This window comes from SAR324 cluster bacterium (assembly GCA_015232315.1).
Lineage (GTDB): Bacteria > SAR324 > SAR324 > SAR324 > NAC60-12 > JADFZZ01.
The window spans coordinates 34,844-54,161 of the sequence record JADFZZ010000010.1 but is presented as its reverse complement, the minus strand read 5'-3'; the positions used below and the strand labels follow the sequence as shown (position 1 = coordinate 54,161).

The following is a 19,318-nucleotide window of genomic DNA, read 5'->3' as shown; positions in this document are numbered from 1 at the left end:
AACAATACGTTTGGGAGAAGACATTATGGGTCAATTGATTGATGAAGAAGAGTGCGAAGTATGTGTCCCGTTTGATCAGGAATGGATTTTCACCTATGGAGATCTGGTCACACTGTTGCTGTGTTTCTTCATTTTGCTGTTTTCCATGTGCAAGATGGATGATCAGAAAATCGAACAGGTTTCGATGAGTTTCAAGTCCATGCCGATGGGAAGTCCGTTTGTTTTTTCAGGCAAAAGTTCTGTGATGGAAAATGCTGCCCAGAAACTGGAAAAACTGGAAATGCCCGATGACGTCACCGTGAATGTTTCCAACAAGGGGGTGGAAGTGACCTTCAAGGAAAACGTGGCGTTTGAAACCAACTCTGTGGAATTGACTGAAGTGGCACGGGTCGCTTTGAAAAACATGATTCCGATCATTTCCAGTTTTTCCAACCAGGTGCTTGTGGCCGGACATGCGGACAGTGAAGCCGACACGCTGACGGATTATCCTTCCCCCTGGGCACTTTCCACAGCAAGAGCCGCGTCTGTCGCCGATGAACTTGAAAAATCCGGATTGTCGCCCAAACGAATTCAGATCGCGGGTTATGGGGACACCCGACCCAGATTTTATAATGACACTGCCTATAAACGGGCATTGAACCGCCGGGTAGAAGTGATTTTGCTTCCTGAAGATTACACACGTTGAGAACAGGAGTGTCCGATGGGACAAATGATTGATGAGGAAGACTGTCCGCATTGTGAACCGTTTGATCAGGAATGGATTTTCACCTATGGAGATCTGGTCACACTGTTGCTGTGTTTCTTCATTTTGCTGTTTTCCATGTGCAAGATGGACAATTCAAAATTCAAGGATGTGGCACAAAGTTTTAAACCCATGCCCTCCGGAAGTCCCTTCATCACGGAAGGGCAGGATTCTGTGGTGGAACAACTGGCCAAAGAACTTGAAGACAGTGAGCTTGCCGAAGATACCCAGATCAATGTGGATGAACGGGGGGTTGTGGTTTCCTTCAGTGCCAATGCTTTTTTTGATCAGGATTCCACAGAGTTGAATGCTCAGGCACGGGAGGAACTCGAACGGTTTGCCAAACTGCTGTATATTCTGCCTAACAAAATTCAGGTAGAAGGACACACTGATCAGGTGGAATCAACCCAATGGCGCAATCAATGGGAAATTTCAGGCGCACGAGCGGCTGTTGTGGGGAATTTCCTGACGACTGCCGGAATCAATGGAAAAAAAATTACGGTCAAGGGGTTTGGCTGGCAACGTCCCAAGGCTGCGAATGACACTCCGCAGCAACGTGCCCTGAATAATCGGGTGGAAGTGATTCTGGTCCCTGAATGAGTCGTCCCAAAGTCATCGCTGTGCAAGGGGAAACGGCTCAGAATTCAGAAATTCTTTCCGCGCGACCAGCAGAATGATCCTTCCCTCATTTTGCATATAACCCGCAATTTTTTCGGCGGTTTCACCATTCCCCCAAAAAATGTCAGCTCTGCCATAGCCCCGGATCGCACCTCCGGTATCCTGCACCAGTACGTAACGATGCAAGGCTCGCAGTCCCGCTGTGCCGGCTACGGTTCCTTCCAGATATTTGGCGGGATAGGTGGTTGCGATAAACGCCAGACTCCCTTTGGGGATGAGTCGATGATCCATGGCTACAGAGCGTCCGGGGGTCAGCGGCACCTGAATATTTCCGAGAGGGCCTTCTTCCACAATCCTGAAAAATGTATAACTGGGATTAAAGGACAGAATTTTTGGCACTTCCTCAGGATGTTCATACAAATATTTTTTTAATGATTGCAACGACATTTCTTCAGGAGGAATTTTTTCTTTGAGCAAGGCCCCGATTGCTTTGTAGGATCGTCCATTCTGACCCGCATAGTTCAATCTGACTTTCGAGCCATCATCCAGCAACAACACACCGGAACCTTGAATCTGTAAAAAGAACAGCTCAATGTGATTGAACGTATAGCCAAGAATGGTGGCCCGGTTATTCAAGGAGTTACGATAGGAAATTTCTTTACGTTCATCAAACGGAATCAGTTGGTTCTGAGACAGCCGGCCCACAATCTGTTTGCCTTTGAGTTCATCGCTGAATTTGCCAAGATCCACAGTAATCAAATCAGTTGGAACCCCATAAATCGGCACGGGGTATTGTTCTGACGGCACCAGACTTCCTGTCAGTAAGGGTTCATAATAACCTGTAAAAAACGCGTTTCCTGAGTTATTCCGGCTTTCAAAAAACAAAAATTTTTCCTTAATCCCGGCAATTCGTTCATCATCGCTTTGATTTTCAAGGATATTCAGAAACAGTCGCATCGACGCTTTCATTTCCTGAGCCGAATATTGCAACTCTCCATAGTCAAAGGTTGAGGTCGCTGGAAGACGGTCAAAATATTGAATGGATCGTTCAATCCCATGACTGAGACTTTCAAAATTCAGTTCATCCGTCAACAGGAGTGTCTCCACCTCCTCATCCGTCAAGGCATAAATCCCGGGTTGCGGAGACACGGTACAGCCTGATATTCCAATCAGAAGCATGAACAGAAATACAAGGGGTGCAGCAAAACGCATAAGGCTCTCTCAAAAATTTAACGTAAGCGTTCAGCCGTCAGCTATCAGTTTTCAGGAATTCTCAAGGCCTGGAAGTCAAACGATATTTTCTGCTATTGAGTCATAAGGCTTCTGAGGCACATAAACACTGAAAGCTGTAAAAGCTGAACGCTTACAAATAAACTCAGGAAGTAGCTCCTGAGAGGTATTGAGGCAGGATTCTTTCCAACGTCTGGACAATCACTTTGGTGGTATGGTCAAACTCCAGATTCACAGAATCCCCTTCTTTCTTGAAGCCCAGGGTGGTTCGTTCCAGGGTTTCAGGAATCAGGCAGACTGAAAACCGGTCAGCTTCTACCTGCACCACTGTGAGGCTGATGCCATCAATCGAGATCCAGCCTTTGGGAATCAGAAATTTCTGCCATTGTGTGCCCATAGCGATAAAAACCTCACGGTTATTCGGCGTATGGATGATGTGATGGATTGTCCCGACAGTGTCAATGTGTCCTGTAACTTGATGTCCACCGACTTCATCACCATAATGGCAGGCCCGTTCAATGTTGACTCTGTCGCCATTTTGCAGGGTTCCAAGTCCAGTTCGACTCAGTGTTTCCTGAATGACATCAAAATCCACATGCTTCTGTCTGATATCCACGACCGTCAGACAGACCCCGTTGACGGAAACACTGGCACCTCTACGGATCTGGTCAGACAGATCCTCCAAGTGGATGGTCAAGCGGCATATCCCTGAGTGATGCTTAACCTCTGAAACCTGGCGGGTTCCCTGTACGATTCCTGTAAACATAAATATCCTTAAATAAAAAAGTGGTTAGGGGGTATAAAGAAATAACCAGTAGAGACGGGTTTCAAACCAGTCTCTACATGCGTCCACAAGGGTTTCCACCCGGTTCTTAACCAGGTCATTATTATTGCGACATCTGAAATTTGTTTTTCAGAAATTTTCTGGTGGCTTCAATGAGCGTTTTTCTGATTTCAGGAAAAATCAGCATGATACCAAGGCCGTCTGTGAGCAAACCGGGTAACAGCAAAATCAGTCCACTGAACCATACCAGAAAATCATTCAGTATTTCTTCAGACGGAAGTCGCTGATTTTGAATATCTGACTCAATCAACGTCCAGATGGTGTAATTTTCGTTGCGCATCAGCCATAATCCCAGAAGCGCAGTGATACCACAGACCAAAAAAATGCTGACAACCGGCATGATTCTGGATAACTGGATTAATAAACCAATTTCAATCAGTGGGACAATCAGTAAAAAAAAAGTGATGAGCAACTTCACGGCAGTAATTTGTGAGCACTGACTAATAAAGCCAGATTTTGAGACGGGAAAGCAGTCGATCCACATCAATGGGTTTGGGGAAATAATCGCTTGCGCCAGATTCAATGCATCTGGAAACTTCAGATTTCATGATTTTGGCGGTCAGTGCGATGATGGGCATTTTTTGAAATATGGTTTGTTTACGGATCTCACGCATGGCCTCATATCCATCCATGACAGGCATCATGATATCCATCAACACCAGATCCACAAGGCCCTGTTCCCTCAGAAACTGAAGTGCTTCCTTCCCATTGGATCGGCTATGAACCGTCATGCCATGCGATTCAAGGATGACTTTCAAGGTGAACGCATTGTTTTCATCATCTTCAACCAGCAGGATCGTTTTGTGTTTCAACGCCCTGAAAGATGAGTTTTCAGCAATACTTTTTTCGTAGATGTCATGAACCGGTGGAGCCGTGTTCAAGGATTTGTTCTGTTGTGTGAATTGGGGATTCGCATGGATGATGGTTTCAAGAGATGCCTGAAGTTGCTGTGAGTGTAATGGAAATATCAGAAACCCTGAATGAGTGGCCGATCGGGCACGGCTAATCACCTCCTGATCAAATTGATCAGTCAGAAATAAAATAGCATTTCCTGTATTATCAAGAAATGTTCCGGAGCTTGCGATTGCGGCGGTGTAATTATCTTTAGTGAGATGGATCAGCAGAATATGAGATCGGATCACTTTTCCACCAACGAAGTCCTCCACGTCCATGGGTGGCTCCAGAGAATAGGGCATCGTTTCCATCATGGAAACAAGCTCATTCTGTATTTCTCGCTGATCGGAAATAACCGTTATTTTGATGGCATTCAACATGAGCTGTAACTTAATAAAAATACATGAAATTAAAAACTTATGAGTCTTGGATTTTGTGGATTTGCCGTGTCAGCCACGAGTTCATTGGCCTTGTTGAGCAGCAGAACTTCATCATCCGAATCCATCTTGCCATCACCGGTAACATCCTGGAAAACATAAACCTTATCAATTTTTCCATTCCCCGTACTGTCAACAGCCAGACCAATGCTGCCTTTTTCATCCAGAAACGACACCATATCAATGGCGCCATCTCCATTGGCATCAATTAAATTAGCGAAAATAACTCTTCCATGAGCTGACATAGCATTTCTCAAAAAATAAATTCTTTGGAAAAAATGTTACTTATGCATAACAAGTTCCAGTCAAAATTTAAAATCGTCCAAAGTTAACCTTCTTTTATCAGTTAGCGACGCCCAATAGCAATATAGTAAATGAAGCTCAGGGTCAATGTTACTGAAGTCATTTTTTTTCCTGCTGTGAATTTTCTGGTGACAGCAACCGGTTCAATCCATCGCATAGTGTCATTCCGGGGGTATCTACTTTCAACTTGCCAAAAAACAGCGGCTACGGTTTATCAGACCACATCTGACAACAGACGTCTCCAATCCTGATTACACACATTTCTATTCTCCCTTGGAATTCCGATGAATCAACCCGCAGTTTCAATTGTGATGCCGGTGTATAACGATGAAACCACACTGACTGCTTGCCTGAACAGTATCTGGAAGCAGACATTCCATGACTTTGAACTGGTTGTTGTGGATGATGGTTCCAATGATTCCACCCCTGAATTGCTTGGAAATCAGAATGATTCAAGGTTGATTGTTGTATCCATTGAAAAAAATGGAGGAATTGTCAATGCCCTCAATGCGGGACTGTCTCAATGCCATGGGACTTTGATTGCCCGGATGGATGGTGACGACCTGATGCGACCTGATCGTCTGGAAAAACAGGTCCACTTCATGGAAACAAATCCCCATGTTGATTTGTGCGGCAGTTTGGTGGCGCTGTTTTGTGAAGCAGGCACTCTTTCAGCAAATGCATTGAAATACATGAACTGGAGCAACCAGTTGCAATCTCATGAAGATATTTGCGCATCCATTTTTATGGAATCTCCCATCATGCATCCGACTTTTCTCGGGCGGCGTGAACTGTTTGAATCGCTGAAGGGCTATGAAGACCATGGCTGGGCAGAAGATTATGATTTCCTGCTCAGGGCTTTTCTTGCAGGCTCGAAGTTTGGCAAAATTCCTGAAGTTCTGGTTGATAAACGTGATTCTCCCGAACGACTGTCCCGGGTCAGAGCAGAATACAAGCGTCCAGCCATGTTCAACGCCAAAGTCCACTATCTTCTTCAAAGCGGACTTGTCTCACAGGATCACTATCCAGTCATTTTTGGAACCGGCCCCTCCGGCAGGGAACTTGCCCGAAGTCTCATAGCTTCAGGAATTGCTGTGCAACGGTTTGTGGATAATCTGCAGGGACCGCCTGACCGGACAGTCATGGGAATTCCTGCCAGTCACCAGCAGGAACCGATCGCTTCCTGGATGCCTGAAGACAAACATCGCGTCAGGATCCTGCTGGCATTGTCGAGCGAATCCATTGAACTCATCAAATCTGAGTTGAGAAAACAGGGGCTTCAAGAAAACAGGGAGTATTTTCAGATGATCTGAAATACTCGTCAATCGTAAGTTCCGGGGAGTAGAAAAGACACAGTACTCCCCCTCAAAAGCTGACGACTGAACGCTTACCAAAAACAACTCAGGACACCCATTGGCATTGACCTGAAAGTTGAGGATGTTGCTCGATCACCTGTTTGAGTTTATTCAAAAACAGAGATTCCCTGCTCATTTCTGCGGTTTCCACAAAGAGTTGTTCAAACGATTCGTGTGCCTGAATCAGGAGTGGTTGAACCGCTCCTTTTTGACAACCCGCAAGTTGTGACAGGGCTTCCCAATGGTAACCGCTCCCTTGTGAAGCTTCTTCCATGAGAACCACATAGTTTTGTCGAACGTAGTCTTCACGATAGTCATTGATGGCCAGGCCCTGACAGTTGGATGTTCCAAACAGGGTGCTTGAAGCATAGAGCGGGAAGGATGTTGTGATGTTGATGATAAAGTTCAATGCGCCACTGATTCCTTTATCCTTTGATAACACATGAGAGGGGATACCACATCCTGTTGGTGAATTGGCATAGACCAGACTTGACATCAATAAACCAGCAATCATCAACATTCCTGTCTTTTTCATAAGGACCTCCATCTGCAGTTTATAAAAATTGTTCATCATGATTGTGAACGGTATCGACAGTTCTGAACTAGCATTTTATGTTTAAGACTCTCAAGTTAGTTCGGCATCAAACATGATAGTGTCCCGCTTTTTTAAATATTTTTGAGGAATTGGCCCATGCGTCTCAGAAAATTACGTGTATTTGTTTTTTTATTCATAGCGGCAGGATTGATTGCCGGGTGTTCCAATTATTGGTGGTATGGTCAGGCCGATCATCTGTTGATGTGGCGGATTGATGATTATTTTGATTTAACCCGCGAACAGAAAGATTTTCTGGAACCTCGAATCAGGACGCATTTGATTTGGCATCGACAGGAAGCTATTCCCCTGAACATTGAGTTTCTGGAACAGGTCAAACAACGCCTTGAAGCTGGAATTGCTGAAGAGGATATCGGCTGGTTTATGGAGGAATGGCACACCCAGATCACCATGATCTATTCCAGAATCCTTGATGATTCGGTTCAATTGATGGTCATGCTGAATCCGGAACAGGTGGATTATTTTGAAAAAGAATTGGTCAAAAACAACGAGGAGTATCTGGAAATTATGGAAAAAACTCCTGAAGAAAGAATGGACTATCGCGTAGAAAAGTTTTTTGAAATCATGGAAGATTGGGTGGATTCTCTGGATCGGGAGCAGCATAATAAAATTGAAAGCCTGATCCGTGCTGTGCCTGATCACTATGATATCTGGTTGAATCAACTTCAGAAAAACCAACAGGCTATGGTTCAACTGTTGCGTAATCATGCTTCTGCTGAGGAACTCAGAAATGATTTAACAGAAGTTTTTATCAACCGTCGTTATGAACCTCTGCCGGAGGTGATGGCACCGATAAAAATCCTGGTATTGTCGTTGCCAGATATTTTAAACAGCGAGCAAAAACAGCAGGTCATTCACAAGATTTCCAACTGGATTGAGAAATTAAAAGAAGTTCATTCAGGGTGAGTTGCCGCTAAATCACGGGGAATTCTTATGGTGAAAGTGCTTCCCCTGTTTTCTTCACTCTGCAAATCAATGGTTCCCTGATGCAGACTGATCACATGCCGGCAGTAAGTTAAACCAAGTCCCACTCCCTGCTGTTCGTGCTGTTTGCGTCGCACCTGTTCAAACCGGTTGAAAATATTTTTCAAATCAGCCTGAGGTACGCCGCAACCGGTATCTTTAACGGCAACCAGCACCTCATTTTCCGTACAACTCAAGGTGACTTCCACTTTACCGAAACGGGTGAATTTTATGGCATTCCCCACAAGATTCCTGATGACCTGGGCAAAATGAGATTCATCCAGCACCGTCGCGCAATTGGCCACAGTGCTTTCAAAATGCAGTTGAAGTCCTTTTTGCCGGGACATGGTGGCAAAACTATCCACAACATTCCGCACTAGCGGATTCAAATCGGTTGTTCTAAAGCGCATTGGAATCTTGCCTGATTCCAGTTTCTGCAGTTCAAGAATGTTCTGAATCAGTTTATGCAGAATCTCTCCGCCTTGTTTGATCCGGTGAATCAGATCTGTCTGAGTCAATCCTTCTTCCTGAAGAAATTCATCATCATCCAGCGAAAGTTCCAGAAAACTGACATTGGCCAGCACCGTGTTCAGTGGCGTGCGGAGTTCGTGTGCCAGATAACCCATGAATTCATCTTTCAATTGTCCGGCCTGTTCAGCGGCTTCTCTGGCGATCTCTTCACGTTTGAGCATCGCTTCGGTTTTTTTAAGTTCAGTAATATCGGTGAAGATGATCATTTTTTGAAGGTTTCCCTTGTAAAAAAAAGGAATAATGCGGACATTGGTTGTGATAAAAATCCCATCCACGCATTTCAGCGGAACATTGTCATAAAAGGCCACTTCTCCGGGACCCTGGATTTTTTGAAGACGCTCTCTCATGACTTGTTTGGTGGCGTCATCACATAATTCTGAAAAATGTTTGCCGATGAGCATTTCAGGAGAAGCCGTATGAAGGATCCGCATGCCAGCCTGATTGACATAGGTGATTTCTTTGTCTTTGATGATGATGCCATCGGGCAATTGTTCAATCAGTGAGCGGTATCGCTCTTCTTCTTCCATGATCGACGTTTCCGCCTGCGCAATCAGGGAGCGCTGTAATTTTTCACGTCTGACATCTGCCGCGCATTTCTGGATGGTTCGGGCCATGTCTTCAAAATCCAGGGGTTTGACAAGAAAATCATAGGCCCCCTGATTCATGGCAAAGCGAATATTTTTAATTTCATCATTGGCTGAAACAATGATGGTCCGCAACGGCAATTCCATCTGATGAAGATGCGACATCAGCGTGAGACCATCCATCCTGGGCATGCGGATATCCGTCACAACCAGATCCAGATCTGAATTTTTCTGAATCTTCTCCAGCGCGTCCACACCGTCCTCCGCGAACAGGAATTCATATTCATGATTTTTGATACGATTCTGGAAATTGGCGTTAATCAGAAACCTCCAGTCTGGTTCGTCATCCACAAACAGAATTTTTATAGCCATAGAAACCGTTTGACGGGGTTTATTGAGTTCGTTGTTTCAGATATTCATAAATTTGATGGCCCTCCCGGTCATAAAACCGCAGGGTTAAATGGTCTGGTTCCACTTCAAACGAAGTGAAGCCTGGTCCCATTGCGTAAAAACGGGTTTCAGCCGCTGAGGATGTCGGCAGTTTTATACTTTTGTTCATATTCTTCGCATAAGACTGCCCCCCGGCACCACTCACAACATATTCCGTGCGATCGCCGTTTTGTTGCAGATGGGCCAGATAATGATCATGTCCTGAAACATAAACATCCACGTTGTTGGCGAAAAGAGCCTGCCACAAGGTACGGATACTGAAATCATGATCCCCATGAGCGCCACTGGAATAAATGGGATAATGTGAAAATACGATATTCCAGGGACGGTCTTGTCTCAAATGTTGCCACAACCACTGCATTCCTGAAAGATGGCATATCCCATTGACGGAATAAATCTGCGCGGGACCCGCTGAGGTCTGATAATGAATATTGGGCATATTCCATTTATCACTGCTCAAAGTTTTCAGGACCTGGGCCATGGCATCGCCCTTCACATCATGATTTCCCAGCGTCACCAGAAATGGCAGGTTGAGGTTGCGATAAGGTTGTTCAAACAGACGTTTAAATTTTTTATCCCGGATGGATTTTATTCCCTTTTCATAAAAGTTATCTCCAAGTAGCAGGATAAAATCACAGGTTTGCGCCTCACATAGCTTTTGCATGCTGTTTGCCACTGCTTGCTGGTTTTCATCCCCTGTGCCGGTATCACCGATGGCCAGAAAGAAGATATGGTCCTGCTTTTCAGGAATGTTCAGGGCCGGTTCAAGATCATGAGCCAGCCGCACACAGCCTTTGTTCCAGGCAAAATCTCTGAGATTGAAGCCCGCATAAACGCCGGATAGGGCAAATATCAGCAACCATAACCAGTAGGAACGGATAATTCGTGATAACAGGCGCATGAGTCGGATATTGAGCATAGCGTGGTTGTGATGAAGGTGCTGACAATTATTGGAATTCTGTATAAATACTTTGCAAGACGCATTCATTTCTGGCAAGCCATAATTTTTTTATCTATTTCAACAGCTATGCATTGTTGCTCGGGATAATCTGTGCACTCCTTTCAACAATGATCCTTTTTTCAGGAAGACGTTTGGTATTACTTGTGCTTTTCCTGATCAGGTTTAACGTTCTGCAAATCAAAACGCCTTTTTGAGGGGGTCTCATGCGAAATTCAAAAAAATGGCTGAATGTCTCAGCAATCATCCTGTTTGGTTTAATTATGGTGGCATGTAGTTCCGGGCCAGCACCCAGACCACAGCAATCCACGCTGGATACACCCATGCATCATGGCATGCGGGGACGGGACATGATCCGTCAGGAACGTTGGATTGAAGCACGTCGTGAATTTCAACTGGCGCTCGGTTTACAACAGGAATATGCGCCTGGACTGGCAGGAATGGCTTTGCTGGTAGCTCATTCTGCCCAGTTGCCGGGAAAACCAACGGAACAAAAGAACAGGGAAACACAGGAAAGCCTTAACTATCTGGAACAGGCCCTGGAGGCCGCAAAAACAGATGAAGACAAGGCTTCGGTCAACACCTATGGGATTCGTGTCAGAACATTCTTGCAGCATGAGGACTGGCTGGAGGATGCTGAAAAACACTATGAACGGGCCGTGGATATCTATCAAAACGCCCCCAAACTGCATGCCTATCTGGGCGAACCGGAATTTTACATGGCGCAGGCTTATCAACAGGCACTGAACATGGAAAAAGCGTCCCAGCATTTCAGAACGGTTCTGGAACTGAATCAGAATTTTATCCAGGAAGCAAATCAGGCAATGGTATTGCTGGATAAAATCATCCGGGCTCAGCCTGCCAGCAGACACGGAAAACAAATTTCTTTAAATCCCGCCATCACCCGGGCTGACATGGCCGCTTTGCTGATTGAAGAACTGAATCTGGCTGAATTGTATCAGGGACGAAATCCACAATCCCGGGATCTATCCTTCAAGTCGCCCTACAAACCCTTCCAGAATCAGGAAACGCCGGTCCAGAACGCTACCGATATCATGGATCACCCGTTGAGAAATGACATGGAAACCGTGTTATCCCTGAAAGTCAGAGGCCTCGAAGCAAATCCCCAGAAACTTTTTTATCCGGACCAGCCCATAACCCGTGCGGAATATGCGGTGATGATGGAAGATATTCTGGTGCGTGTGACCCAGGATTCCAGGCTTTCCACGAAATTTGTCGGGGAACCCTCCCCTTGGATTGATGTTCGTCCTGATGCTTTTTATTACAATGCGGCCAGAACCCTTGTTTCCAGAAACATCATGGAAGTCGTGAATAAAATACGAGGGGAATTCGGCCCTGAAAAAACCGTGAACGGTGCTGACGCACTGCTCGGCATCAGGCTCTTCCGGGAAGAATTGACCCGCACTATGAGAACCCTTGAAAACTAGAGTTTATGTCTGCTGATGAACCCACGCATATCATGATTGTGGATGATGAAAAAAGCATCCGCTGGGTGCTGGAAAAAACCATTTCCCGCATGAATCATATTCCCCATCCTGTGACTTCCGCTGAAGAAACCTGGGATGTCCTCAAAAAACATCCCATCGACATGGCCTTTGTGGATATTAACCTGCCTCAGCAGGATGGCCTTCAGTTTACCCGGGAACTGCTGAAACAATATCCACACATGATTGTCGTGATCATGACCGGGCAAAGTTCGATGCACAATACCGTGGAAGCCATGAAAATCGGCGCGTATGATTATATTTCCAAACCGTTTGATATTGAAGATATTGAGCGGATCATTGCTCAGGTTCTGAAAATATTAAGTGGTGCCCGACGCGAGCAGTTTATTCCCTCCAGTCTGAAGTCTGACAAAGCCGACCTGCTGGTGGGGGTCAGCGATTCCATGCGCACCATTTATAAAGCCATAGGTCGGGTTGCGGCCACAGATCTGACCGTACTGATTCAGGGTGAAAGTGGAACAGGGAAAGAATTGATCGCACGTTCCATCCATCAGCATTCTACACGGGCCAATCAACCCTTCATTGCCATCAATTGCGCGGCGATTCCCAAAGAATTGCTGGAGTCAGAACTCTTCGGCCACGAAAAAGGGTCGTTCACCGGAGCGACAGACCAGAAAAAAGGCAAATTTGAACTGGCCAGCCAGGGAACTCTGTTTCTGGATGAGATCGGGGATATGCCGCTGGAACTGCAAAGCAAACTGCTTCGTGTGCTTCAGGAAAAATCCTTTGAACGGGTAGGCGGGCAGACTTTGCTCAAAACCAATATGCGTGTGATTGCCGCAACGCATTGCAATCTGGATGAACTCATTGAGGCGGGGCGTTTCAGGGCGGATCTGTTTTACCGACTAAACGTGTTTCCGATCTATGCGGCGCCTTTAAGGGAACGTGCGGAAGATATTCAAGTGTTGATTGAACACTTTCTGGAAAAAGGGCAGAAGGAACTGGCTGTGTGCGCAAAAACCATGAGTCAGGAAGCCATGGAAGAACTTTCGCTGTATCAATGGCCCGGCAACATCCGTGAACTGGAAAATGTGATCAAAAGCCTGATGATCACCAATGTCATGGATTTGATCACCAAGGAATCCCTGCCACAGGGAATTTTGAAAAAATCACAAATAACCCCGGCAAATCAAAATCTGGAAGACATGGTCTATGAACAACTAAGGCCCATGGTGAAGCAATATCTGGAAACAGACGGTGAAAACCTCATGGACGAAATTCTTCAACAGGTGGAACGTCCTTTGCTGAAAATATTGCTGGAACATACCCGCGGCAATCAACAGAAAGCTTCAAAAATTCTTGGTATCAACCGAAACACTCTCAGAAAAAAAGTGGAAGTTCTTGGCATCCGCAAGAATGATAATCACAATGACTCCGAAGAATCATAGCATCACTCAGCCGTATCGAGCAGTACCCGATACAAGTATTCCGCGGCCTGTCGACTGCCATTGATGATATTCGATCGCGGAACTTTGGGGCGTTGAACCAGTGCTGGAATCCTGTCAATCCATTGACCGGACTCAAAGGTTTCCGGGGAAAAAAACTCAACCGGGGTGTTCTGAGCCAAAAATTGCCGGAGTATCTCATTTTCAGGGAAACGGGGACGCAGGACACACCCGAATGGCACACCCGCATGATAGACCTCTGCCACAGTGCTGTAGCCGACTTTGCCGATGACCGCGTCTGCGGCATGAACCAGATCCGGATGGTAAATGGAGGTGTGATGCGGATAAAGAATCAGATTCCCTTCCCTTTTCTGCTCCTCAAGGGCGCAGAGCATTACTACCTGAATATTTTCCAATTCTGTCAGACGTTCCACATGAGGAATGTTTTGAAGAATCCCACCCATACTGATCAAAACCCATTTTTTATCAGGTAAAATTCCCAGTTGATTCCGGATTTGCTCTGGCGCTGTGCGTGGTTTATTGCTGACAGGATTTGTCCGGAGGGAATATTTCCATTGTGAATGCGCGGGTTCTGTCTGGATGTGGTGGGTTGCTCTGGAAAAAATACCTGACAGATAATCAATGCTTTTTTTCAGTTCCGGAGCCTCCTGGAGATATCCCTGATAGATCCAGTCCCATGTGAAATTTTCAATCAGAACGGAAGGGATGTTTGCGGTTTCCGCAACCTGAATTCCTAAGGGCGCAATATCACAAAGAACCAGCCGGCAGTCTCGTGATAAAATGAGGTTTGCCAGGACTGAGACCTGTTCCTGTCTGAAGGGAATCAGTGCGTCAATTGCGGTCAACGTTTGTGGAATATCTTCGACAAAGGCTGACGACTGAATGAAACCGATATCCGTGTTGAGGGGAAAATAATTGAACTGGAAGGCGGCAAAATCCCTGAAAAACCATTCAGGAACCAGGGTGAAAATATCAAATTCAAGTTGAGGCTCAATCTCGGCCAGAGCTGTCATGATGGCAGAAACTCTGGCTGCATGACCAAAACCATGAGGCGAGATGAAAACAGCAATATGTGTCATAGCGTAGAATTACTGGCCTGACAAAAATTCCAATTCACGTCCAACCTGATCAGAATCACCAATATTCAATTCCATCAATCTCCGGAGATGAGTCAGACTTTCTACATCCATGGCCTTGAATTTGAGCCCCAACAGATTTTCGTTAAGATGTACGAGTTCCGTTTCAATTTCCAGGGTGACATCGGACCCGCCAAGTTCAAATTCCAGGTTCAGAATATCCCGCAAATGGATATCAAAACTTTTCTTGATCTCAATCAAGGCACCTTTCAGGGAAATATCCAGTAATTGAGCATCAAGATGCTGTCCTTTGAAGTAGATTCGAATTTTTGTACCAAAATCCACACGACTGAACTGTCGATGTTCTCCCACAACGCCTCCTCTCAATGATGTTTGGATAAAAAAGTATTTTGTGTGGTTGATAACGGATTCACCTGAATAAAGCAATACAGTTTCAGGAAAAACTCGAAGGCCTTTATCGTAAAGAAACTACAAAAGAGTAAGTTGTAAAAGTTTACTTGTGCCATTCGTTCCGTAGGGCACTGTATCCCTCAGACGAATAGGCTTTGAGAGTGGCGCGCCTGGAAGGGTTCGAACCTCCGGCCCTTGGAATCGAAATCATAAATATATGATATTACAGGATTATTCAGGATAATCAGAGATAGTTAAAACAATACGTTAACCACTTTCATCTTTTGCCTGTTATCCTCAATTATGGCAAGTTTTTAACAGCAATTGGAGCAATTTTGGAGCAATTTTGGAGTAGTTTGGTCTTTGATATACTCTGATTGTAAGAAAAATATTTTGCCGATTTTTCCTCACGGAGGGGGTGCGTTTTTCGACTGCCACAGAGGTGCGTTTTTCACTTGCCATAATCACAGCATGAACATCTCTAACAAAAAAATGAATAACTCTTAACAAAATCAGAATGCTTTATTTGTAAACTGCTGGCGCAAGAATTGCTTTGCTTTTTCCCTATTGACAACACGAATTCCAAATGTCAAAGGACTAACAGTTTTCAAAACATGATGATTAACAAGGAGTAATATGAATGAAAAAGAATTTGAATCAATGACCTCAGGAACAATGGAAGAATTTCAGACACGATTGGAAGAACATGAGGATTACCGGCAAGAATGGAACGATTTTCTGGATTATCCGGATTTGTGGGACAAATAATTGATACGGTTTTGATTATTCCGAAAGGTAGGTTATCAAACCTTTCACACCGCTCTCAAAAATAGCTGGAGGTGTTAAAAGACTGATGACAAGCGTATGCGAATTATCAAAATCATAAAAATATCCAGGATGCAGACAAATGTTATGTCTGAGAAGTAGGTCTTCTGAAATCAATTCCTCATCCTGATCCCAGGATAACAGCAAAACAGCATACCATCCACCTTCACAAATGAGGGGTGGTAAAAATCCTGAATTTTTCAGCAAGTTCCCCAATTTTTCAAAATTTGTTTGGATTCTATGATGGATCTGCGTCTGAATCTGTTGTCTGGTGTCAAGTAATGCCATCAGACCTTGTTGAACAGGTGTTCCCACAGACAGAAACGTATCCGCAATCACCTCTAGCCGCTTTATCGCCTCTTTTTTCAGATCAGCAGGCCCCGCAACCACAATCCAGGAAAGCTTCATCTGTGGAAGTCCACATATTTTGGAAAGTCCACTCAGCACAAACGTGAGTCTTTCATGATTTTCTACCAGGGTCGGCACCTGAGATTCCGGGGAACCCAGAGGATAGTCATTGAACACCTCATCACAGATAATCGAGAAATCATGCTTTGACTGATTGATAAATTCCAACTCATTCTGTTTAAGAAAGGAACCCGTCGGATTGTTTGGATTTACCAGAACGAGGGCTTTTGCGGAGCCATAAAGCAACGCATCGAGTAGTTCGAGATCAATGGACCATCCCGACCCTGAATGATAGCGTGATGGATATCGGATGAGCCTGACGCACTCCAGCATTCCCAGATAATTCAGAAGAGGATATCCGGGTTGAGGCACAAGAACCTCATCATCAGGATTCATGAGCAACTTGAACAGAAACGCATAGGCTTCACTGGTTCCTGACGTTAAAAAAATTGAATCAGAAGACACATGGCTACCTTTTGCCCGATAATACGCTGAAATAGCGTCCCTTGCCTGTAACAGTCCCTGGGGTTCCGGATGATATTTCAGATTTTCCTGTTTTGACATCGACTGAGATATTAAAGTCTCATCAAAAACAAAACCTGCCTCAGTCGGATTTGAAATAGTCAGATCCGTAAGCACAGCCTGCTGTTGTTTTTTCAAGTCTAGAATTTCTGAAAATCGGTTTGCGGTTAATTTCCATTCTGTTCGTGTTGAAAACATGTTTGAGGACCTTATAATCGATTGAGTTGTTGAAGACGTTTCTTGTAGGTCACAATGGCGAAAAGACCTATATCATATCCCGACTTACGAGCGATACTCTGTATTTTCACAGGAGATACCCCCGGATTGTCCATCAGGATTTCCATCAGTACCGCTAATTTTTGTGGCTCAAGCACTGAGTAATGCGGGCCTGACAGTTCATAAAAACTTTTAATGGAAAAATTATAAATTTCAGCAAGTTCACTCAGTTCATTTTCCATCAGCAAGTCAAGAACTTCTGCTTTTTCAGATTCAGTCAATTCCTTAAAATCAATCGGAATTTGTATTTCTCTTGCGAGAAACCATTCCTGAATCTGTGTGATTGAAATCTGATAAGAGTGAGATAATTCCTTGAGAGAGACTCCATCCTGAACCTGTTCCAGCACTTCGGTGATGAGATCCTGTTCAGGTGAAACCTTTGGTAAAGGAATCTTTTGTCGTCGTTCGCGAATCCCAGCCTGTGTGGCGATTTTGCGAACAAACGATTCTGAAACCGAAAATTGTCTGGCAATACTGGCAACCGTCAAACCTTTATCCAGTTCAACCGCTATTTCAATATTCTGGAATTCTTTCAATGGTTTCATATCAACAACAAGAAAGACACTTGAACAGCACGAATAACCGAAAGAAAAGATGGGAGTATCCCGCATGAGATTCAAGTAAAAAATGATGCCACAGTATTTCATCAGGGTTCATGATATATTTGAGGCTTGACAACCTGTCATCCCGTGTTTTAGGAGCAATACATGGAACGATGATTCATCAGGGACGCTCAATGTTTCTGAAAATAAAAAACCATCTAATTGAAATGGGGAACATGCGATGGAAACTTGCAGGAATCGGATTGTGGATAAGCAGTTTATTTGTTCCAACAGCATGGGGCGCAGGGTTTTATACACCACTGTTCAGTGCTGATCAATTTGCTCAGTCCAATGCGGTGATGACCATGCCGAGTCATGCGGATACCGCGGCATTCAATCCTGCCGGGATGATGCGTCTTTTACCCGGAAAATATATCAGTGCCGGTGGAGCCTTAGCCTCTTTGAGCATTAAATGGGAAGGAACCCGTAGCAATGATGGCGAACGCATTGACGGCCCCTCCCGTTCGGAGGAATCACTCCCGGGATTAATTCCGGCTCCCACGTTTCAATACGCCAATGTCAAAGAAAAAACCGCACTCGGATTTTCATTCCTCCCACGTTTTGCGTCATCAATCGCCTGGGATAAAAATTGGGTAGGAGATGGGCTGGTTGAATACATTGATTTATATGTGGTTGGTTTCAATGCCAGTTATGCAAAACAGATCCTTTCCACATCCATGGGCAATCATTCCGTAGCTATTGGTGGCACCCTGTATGTGGCCTTGATGGATTATCAGCGTGAAGGGCCATCACTCGATCTGAACAATGAATATGTCAAAGATTCTCTCAAGGATTATGTGAACGGCCTGACCAAGGGGCTGACAAGTACTCTGCTTAGTGAGGAAACCCTGGACAATATTTTTGACACCATTGGCACGACCCTTGGTGGCACGATAGGCAAAACAAAAATGTCTGAAAAAGTAAGGGTTGAGGGTGCCGGAACTACAAGCAACTACAACCTGGCCTATCTTGGAAATATCGGACCTATCTATCTTGCCGCAAATTATCACTCTTCTGTCCCCTTGAAACTTCGGGGGAAAATCGGTTTTTTTGTCCCGCCAATGGCGACAACCATGCTGTTTTTATTATCCACTATCGGAGGTCCACTGGTGGATTTATCCTTGCAACAGGAAAGTGCCGCAACCATCAATGCCACCTTACCCTGGCACTTGGAGACCGCAATCGGATGGAAGGATGATGACCTGAACCCCACCGTTGAGGTTGAGTTGGGATATGCCAAAATGGGGTATTCAGTGACAGACAAATTTGCGGTTCAAATGAGTAAAGACAGCACCGCACTGCCACTGGTTGGTTATGAAAAAGATCTGGTTGTGCTTCCTTTGAATTTCATCGATACCCAAAGTTATCGGGCAGGTGCCAATTATCACTGGGAGAATTTCATTTTCAGGGGTGGCGCGGAGATAAGCAGCAGTCTGAACCAGAAAAATTCTCTGGGACCCATTGTACCCCTTGGAGGCGTGACCTCGTTGAGCGGAGGCGTAGAATATAAACTCAATGAACAAACAAGTGTGAGTGGAGCCGCCGCAGTTTGGATCTTTCAGGAAATTGAAACCAATGACACGATCCAGCAGCCAATCTATGAAGATCCTTTCACAGGGAAATATTCCGGAGGAGCAGTTTTTGGGCTCGCAACCGTTCATCATCAGTTTTGAGTAGCGAAATTTCCACCAATATACTGACCACGATGATGTCACAATGATTGTCGGGAAATTTGGAGAAGATC

General features: G+C 44.9%; 19 protein-coding genes. 7 read left to right on the top strand and 12 right to left on the bottom strand.

Features of this window, described 5'->3' with window-relative positions; all coding sequences use genetic code 11:
• Positions 1-25: 25 nt before the first annotated feature.
• Positions 26-685, top strand: a complete 660-nt coding sequence (locus tag HQM11_09305) for an OmpA family protein (protein MBF0351220.1) — start codon at positions 26-28, stop codon at positions 683-685.
• A gap of 15 nt (positions 686-700) precedes the next feature.
• On the top strand, positions 701-1,342 hold the full coding sequence (locus HQM11_09300) for a flagellar motor protein MotB (protein ID MBF0351219.1): 642 nt from the start codon (positions 701-703) through the stop codon (positions 1,340-1,342).
• Positions 1,343-1,354: 12 nt separating this feature from the next.
• Here HQM11_09300 and HQM11_09295 read toward each other — a convergent pair whose 3' ends face one another.
• The 5 genes from HQM11_09295 to HQM11_09275 form a co-directional block, all read right to left on the bottom strand.
• On the bottom strand, positions 1,355-2,572 hold the full coding sequence (locus tag HQM11_09295; protein ID MBF0351218.1) for an MltA domain-containing protein: 1,218 nt from the start codon (positions 2,570-2,572) through the stop codon (positions 1,355-1,357).
• 163 nt (positions 2,573-2,735) lie between these two features.
• The gene (locus HQM11_09290) at positions 2,736-3,356 is read right to left on the bottom strand and encodes a riboflavin synthase subunit alpha (GenBank protein ID MBF0351217.1); all 621 of its coding nucleotides are present in this window, start codon (positions 3,354-3,356) and stop codon (positions 2,736-2,738) included.
• A gap of 121 nt (positions 3,357-3,477) precedes the next feature.
• Positions 3,478-3,852, bottom strand: a complete 375-nt coding sequence (locus tag HQM11_09285; GenBank protein MBF0351216.1) for an FxsA family protein — start codon at positions 3,850-3,852, stop codon at positions 3,478-3,480.
• A 22-nt stretch (positions 3,853-3,874) separates the two neighbouring features.
• A complete protein-coding gene (locus HQM11_09280) occupies positions 3,875-4,606 on the bottom strand; it encodes a response regulator (protein ID MBF0351215.1) in 732 nt (243 codons plus the stop codon).
• Between the two features lie 131 nt (positions 4,607-4,737).
• A complete protein-coding gene (locus tag HQM11_09275) occupies positions 4,738-5,010 on the bottom strand; it encodes a hypothetical protein (GenBank protein MBF0351214.1) in 273 nt (90 codons plus the stop codon).
• A 342-nt stretch (positions 5,011-5,352) separates the two neighbouring features.
• On the opposite strand from HQM11_09275, the gene HQM11_09270 reads away from it, so the two are divergent.
• Positions 5,353-6,381, top strand: a complete 1,029-nt coding sequence (locus tag HQM11_09270) for a glycosyltransferase (GenBank protein ID MBF0351213.1) — start codon at positions 5,353-5,355, stop codon at positions 6,379-6,381.
• Between the two features lie 88 nt (positions 6,382-6,469).
• On the opposite strand, the gene HQM11_09265 is transcribed toward HQM11_09270, so the two are convergent.
• The gene (locus HQM11_09265) at positions 6,470-6,958 is read right to left on the bottom strand and encodes a DUF3015 family protein (GenBank protein MBF0351212.1); all 489 of its coding nucleotides are present in this window, start codon (positions 6,956-6,958) and stop codon (positions 6,470-6,472) included.
• 156 nt (positions 6,959-7,114) lie between these two features.
• Between HQM11_09265 and HQM11_09260 the strand changes: the two genes are divergently transcribed.
• Complete coding sequence (locus tag HQM11_09260) at positions 7,115-7,942, top strand: hypothetical protein (protein ID MBF0351211.1); 828 nt, start codon at positions 7,115-7,117, stop codon at positions 7,940-7,942.
• On the opposite strand, the gene HQM11_09255 is transcribed toward HQM11_09260, so the two are convergent.
• Entirely contained in the window at positions 7,930-9,486 is a 1,557-nt protein-coding gene (locus HQM11_09255; protein MBF0351210.1) for a response regulator, read from the bottom strand. The two genes, HQM11_09260 and HQM11_09255, sit on opposite strands and share 13 nt — an antisense overlap.
• A 19-nt stretch (positions 9,487-9,505) precedes the next feature.
• A complete protein-coding gene (locus HQM11_09250) occupies positions 9,506-10,483 on the bottom strand; it encodes a metallophosphoesterase (protein MBF0351209.1) in 978 nt (325 codons plus the stop codon).
• A gap of 245 nt (positions 10,484-10,728) precedes the next feature.
• On the opposite strand from HQM11_09250, the gene HQM11_09245 reads away from it, so the two are divergent.
• Entirely contained in the window at positions 10,729-11,970 is a 1,242-nt protein-coding gene (locus tag HQM11_09245) for an S-layer homology domain-containing protein (protein MBF0351208.1), read from the top strand.
• A gap of 5 nt (positions 11,971-11,975) precedes the next feature.
• The gene (locus HQM11_09240) at positions 11,976-13,436 is read left to right on the top strand and encodes a sigma-54-dependent Fis family transcriptional regulator (protein ID MBF0351207.1); all 1,461 of its coding nucleotides are present in this window, start codon (positions 11,976-11,978) and stop codon (positions 13,434-13,436) included.
• A gap of 2 nt (positions 13,437-13,438) precedes the next feature.
• Here HQM11_09240 and HQM11_09235 read toward each other — a convergent pair whose 3' ends face one another.
• The 4 genes from HQM11_09235 to HQM11_09220 all read right to left on the bottom strand — a co-directional run bounded on the left by HQM11_09235 (position 13,439) and on the right by HQM11_09220 (position 17,517).
• A complete protein-coding gene (locus HQM11_09235) occupies positions 13,439-14,533 on the bottom strand; it encodes a hypothetical protein (GenBank protein MBF0351206.1) in 1,095 nt (364 codons plus the stop codon).
• 9 nt (positions 14,534-14,542) lie between these two features.
• Positions 14,543-14,902 carry a PilZ domain-containing protein gene (locus HQM11_09230; GenBank protein MBF0351205.1) on the bottom strand — a complete coding sequence of 120 codons (360 nt, stop codon included), beginning with the start codon at positions 14,900-14,902 and terminating at the stop codon, positions 14,543-14,545.
• 822 nt (positions 14,903-15,724) lie between these two features.
• On the bottom strand, positions 15,725-16,894 hold the full coding sequence (locus HQM11_09225) for a pyridoxal phosphate-dependent aminotransferase (protein ID MBF0351204.1): 1,170 nt from the start codon (positions 16,892-16,894) through the stop codon (positions 15,725-15,727).
• A gap of 11 nt (positions 16,895-16,905) precedes the next feature.
• Positions 16,906-17,517 (bottom strand): hypothetical protein, encoded by a 612-nt coding sequence (locus HQM11_09220; protein MBF0351203.1) that lies wholly within the window; start codon positions 17,515-17,517, stop codon positions 16,906-16,908.
• Between the two features lie 233 nt (positions 17,518-17,750).
• On the opposite strand from HQM11_09220, the gene HQM11_09215 reads away from it, so the two are divergent.
• Entirely contained in the window at positions 17,751-19,247 is a 1,497-nt protein-coding gene (locus tag HQM11_09215) for an outer membrane protein transport protein (protein ID MBF0351202.1), read from the top strand.
• The last annotated feature ends 71 nt before the right edge of the window (positions 19,248-19,318 follow it).

What these genes read in the sequence shown, in the direction of transcription:
- HQM11_09280 (MBF0351215.1), bottom strand. Translation starts at nt 4,606, where the DNA reads ATGGACGTGGAGGACTTCGTTGGTGGAAAAGTGATCCGATCTCATATT.
- HQM11_09295 (MBF0351218.1), bottom strand. Translation starts at nt 2,572, where the DNA reads ATGCGTTTTGCTGCACCCCTTGTATTTCTGTTCATGCTTCTGATTGGA.
- HQM11_09265 (MBF0351212.1), bottom strand. Translation starts at nt 6,958, where the DNA reads ATGAAAAAGACAGGAATGTTGATGATTGCTGGTTTATTGATGTCAAGT.
- HQM11_09290 (MBF0351217.1), bottom strand. Translation starts at nt 3,356, where the DNA reads ATGTTTACAGGAATCGTACAGGGAACCCGCCAGGTTTCAGAGGTTAAG.
- HQM11_09220 (MBF0351203.1), bottom strand. Translation starts at nt 17,517, where the DNA reads ATGAAACCATTGAAAGAATTCCAGAATATTGAAATAGCGGTTGAACTG.
- HQM11_09215 (MBF0351202.1), top strand. Translation starts at nt 17,751, where the DNA reads ATGCGATGGAAACTTGCAGGAATCGGATTGTGGATAAGCAGTTTATTT.
- HQM11_09250 (MBF0351209.1), bottom strand. Translation starts at nt 10,483, where the DNA reads ATGCTCAATATCCGACTCATGCGCCTGTTATCACGAATTATCCGTTCC.
- HQM11_09225 (MBF0351204.1), bottom strand. Translation starts at nt 16,894, where the DNA reads ATGTTTTCAACACGAACAGAATGGAAATTAACCGCAAACCGATTTTCA.
- HQM11_09240 (MBF0351207.1), top strand. Translation starts at nt 11,976, where the DNA reads ATGTCTGCTGATGAACCCACGCATATCATGATTGTGGATGATGAAAAA.
- HQM11_09300 (MBF0351219.1), top strand. Translation starts at nt 701, where the DNA reads ATGGGACAAATGATTGATGAGGAAGACTGTCCGCATTGTGAACCGTTT.
- HQM11_09245 (MBF0351208.1), top strand. Translation starts at nt 10,729, where the DNA reads ATGCGAAATTCAAAAAAATGGCTGAATGTCTCAGCAATCATCCTGTTT.
- HQM11_09260 (MBF0351211.1), top strand. Translation starts at nt 7,115, where the DNA reads ATGCGTCTCAGAAAATTACGTGTATTTGTTTTTTTATTCATAGCGGCA.
- HQM11_09275 (MBF0351214.1), bottom strand. Translation starts at nt 5,010, where the DNA reads ATGTCAGCTCATGGAAGAGTTATTTTCGCTAATTTAATTGATGCCAAT.
- HQM11_09305 (MBF0351220.1), top strand. Translation starts at nt 26, where the DNA reads ATGGGTCAATTGATTGATGAAGAAGAGTGCGAAGTATGTGTCCCGTTT.
- HQM11_09255 (MBF0351210.1), bottom strand. Translation starts at nt 9,486, where the DNA reads ATGGCTATAAAAATTCTGTTTGTGGATGACGAACCAGACTGGAGGTTT.
- HQM11_09270 (MBF0351213.1), top strand. Translation starts at nt 5,353, where the DNA reads ATGAATCAACCCGCAGTTTCAATTGTGATGCCGGTGTATAACGATGAA.
- HQM11_09235 (MBF0351206.1), bottom strand. Translation starts at nt 14,533, where the DNA reads ATGACACATATTGCTGTTTTCATCTCGCCTCATGGTTTTGGTCATGCA.